This window comes from Holdemanella sp. (assembly GCF_056804935.1).
Window position 1 is genome coordinate 2507 of the sequence record NZ_DBMEXE010000104.1, and the last position, 2970, is coordinate 5476.

4 protein-coding genes are annotated in these 2970 nt (G+C 34.3%); 1 reads left to right on the plus strand and 3 read right to left on the minus strand.

The annotated features are described in order from the left end of the window. The 3 genes from ACZQCL_RS05890 to ACZQCL_RS05900 form a co-directional block, all read right to left on the minus strand. The coding region (locus tag ACZQCL_RS05890) for a glycosylasparaginase (protein ID WP_482482209.1) at positions 1 to 771 on the minus strand (771 nt) is incomplete at its 3' end. A gap of 53 nt (positions 772 to 824) precedes the next feature. Continuing rightward, entirely contained in the window at positions 825 to 1148 is a 324-nt protein-coding gene (locus ACZQCL_RS05895) for a PTS sugar transporter subunit IIB (protein ID WP_117572409.1), read from the minus strand. Positions 1149 to 1157: 9 nt separating this feature from the next. Then, positions 1158 to 1481 (minus strand): PTS sugar transporter subunit IIA, encoded by a 324-nt coding sequence (locus ACZQCL_RS05900; protein ID WP_117925071.1) that lies wholly within the window; start codon positions 1479 to 1481, stop codon positions 1158 to 1160. A gap of 171 nt (positions 1482 to 1652) precedes the next feature. On the opposite strand from ACZQCL_RS05900, the gene ACZQCL_RS05905 reads away from it, so the two are divergent. Further along, a complete protein-coding gene (locus ACZQCL_RS05905; protein WP_482482212.1) occupies positions 1653 to 2921 on the plus strand; it encodes a M3 family metallopeptidase in 1269 nt (422 codons plus the stop codon). The last annotated feature ends 49 nt before the right edge of the window (positions 2922 to 2970 follow it).

Here is a 2970-nt window from a genome sequence, read left to right on the forward strand (position 1 = left end):
ATTCATCGCAATCAAAGACATGTCTCCAGCTTTCCCTCTTCTTCGTTTTAATTCTAAATCAAAATCGTGTACAGCCTTTTCACACGCTTGTTGAGGATGCATGCCTTCTTTCATTAGGCGAACGATTTCATAAGAAACACAGCCCTTCATAACATCTTCCCCTAAACCTGTAGCACTCGCTCCTCCGACAAAAGAATCTACATAGAATCCAGAACCACATACAGGCGAATCGCCTAGACGTCCTGGATGTTTCATGAACAATCCAGAAGTACTTGTAGCACAAGTCATGTGTCCTGCAGTATCTAGACAAACCATACCTACTGTGTCATGTCCTGAATATGGTTTTAATTCCGTATTTGTGATTTCTTTTGTACGATTGTGATAATGAATCTTAGCACGATCTGTAAGCATTGTTTTTCTTTCAAAGCCATGTCTTGAAGCATATTTTTCAGCACCTTGACCAATTAGGAAGTTATTGGCATCATAGTGCATTAGACTACGTGCAATACTAACAGGGTTGGCAAAATCTTTAATGCCCCCAACACATCCAAATTCTAGTGTATCCCCATCCATAAAAGCAGCATCTAATTCCACTTCCATTTCTTCATTTGGAAGTCCTCCATATCCTACACTTTTATAGTATTCAAAATCCTCTACAGCTTTGATTACTTCTTCAATCGAATCCGCTGCACTTTCGTTATTTTTTAACATAGAATCTGCTTTTGAAATTCCTTCTAAAGCCATTCTCCATGTTGCGATAATTCCGTACATACATTTTCCTCCTACATATGATTCAAAAATAAAATCGCTTTAAAAAAGCGACCTTATTTGTTTTTAAATTTTTTCATTTGCACGATAGCTTTTTTTAATACTTTTTCTGCATCCATCATACCATAATCTGTTGGATCAATAACCATAACTGGTGTTTTATCACCGTATTTTTTATTGATTTCATCAAATAAGAATTTAGTTTGTGGACCAATCAAGATACAATCTAAAGTATTTTTTTCAATGATGTCTTGAATGATTTTATATGAAAATGCCTTACATTCAATTGGCAAGTTGTGACTGTCAGCCACGTCCTGCATACGTTGTGCCATCATACTTGTTGACATCCCATTATCACAAAATAAGTATACTCTTTTCATATTCGTCTCCTACCTATTCTCAATATCTTGAAATTTCTTGAAAATCACGATTTGTTGTTGGGCAAAAGCCTTAAAATTTTCAGCTGCCATCAATTGATCCTCTGCATGCATCAACAACATATTTACCGCAACAGACTCTCCTCTTGCCTCTTGTTGAATCAAAGAAGCATGTGCTTCATGACCTTTAATATAAATAGCATCTCCTTCTTTAATTAATTCTTCTGCCTTATCAAATTCGTATTCCTGCGCCTTACGTGCTGCTTCAATATAGCTTGATTTTGCAGTACCTACACAAGAAATAATTTGAAAGCTTATCATTTCCAAGTTTTCCATAGATACCCTCCTTGTTCTGATTGTATTGTACATCATACAAATTTTCTTTTCTATGAATCGAACTTCCTAGCGATTAGGAAATATTCGATTATTCCTAACATCTAGGAAATTCCTTTCTGAGTATTCCATTCCTATACTTCCTATAATTAATATAGAAAGACAGGTGTACAAATGACAAACAATTATAAATGGGATTTATCTAAATTATATACTGGTTATGATGATCCAATCTTTTTAAAGGACTATGACCAGTTAGTAAACTACAAAATAGAAAACGTGAACACAAACACTTCCTTTAAACAACTCGAAGAAATCAAAGACTTAGAATATCGACTTCGTTTATATGTAACATTAAGACTAAGTGTAGAAGCCAACAATGAAGATGCTATTTTATGGTCAAGCAAAGTATTAAGTGCTTGTGCTGTAGCCGCAAATCAAATGAATGAATTATGGGCAAAAATCTTAGAAGATAAAGAAATCAAGCAATCAAGTTATTATTCAACCTATAAATTTATCATTGAAGAAAAATTAAACAATGCTAAACACACATTGCCTTTAGAACAGCAGGAAATATTAAACTTAGTATATCCAACAAGTAAAAAAGCTTTCTCAGACATGTACTATGCACTAACTGGAAATGCCAAGGCCAACTATCGTGGGAACAGCTTACCTTTAACACAAGTAAAGAATATGTGTCATGATAATGATTCCAACGTTCGTAAAGATGCCTTCCTAGCCGAGCTTGAAGCCTATAAACCAATTGAAACACCACTTGCCTTTGCGGTAAGTGCCATTAAGAAACAACAACTTATAGAAGCACGCTTACTTGGCTATAAAGATCCTTTAGAAAAAATGTTGATTGAATCAAGAATGTCATCCAAAACATTGGATGCGATGATGAGTAGTATTCAAAAATATTTACCTGTATTTAGAAAATACCTTCGTACAAAGGCCAAGATGCTAGGTTATGATCATGGTCTTCCTTGGTATGAAATCTATGCCACTTTACAAGAATGTGACTTTAATTTCTCTATTGAAGATTGCGAATCCTATATTTTGGATGCTTTTGAAAAAGTAGGTGAAAACTTACATGAAATGACAAAAACTGCATTTAATGAACATTGGATTGATTATCCAACTTATGAAGGTAAACAACCTGGCGCATTCTGTGAAAACCTGGGTTGGATCCATGAAAGTCGTATTATCACAAACTACAACAATACATTAAGTGATATTATTACAGTTGCCCATGAGTTAGGTCATGCTTTCCATGGAGAAATGATTGAAGAACAGGCTATTTTAAACCGTGATTATTGTATGCCACTGGCAGAAACGGCAAGTACATTTAATGAAAATGTAATGTATAACTATATGGCAAGCATTTTACCTAAAAAGACACATTTAATAAAACAGGATATAGACATCATTAATGTCAAATAGACTTGTACAATTTACCTGTAAGTGAGGTAATGAAACATGTGTACAGAAT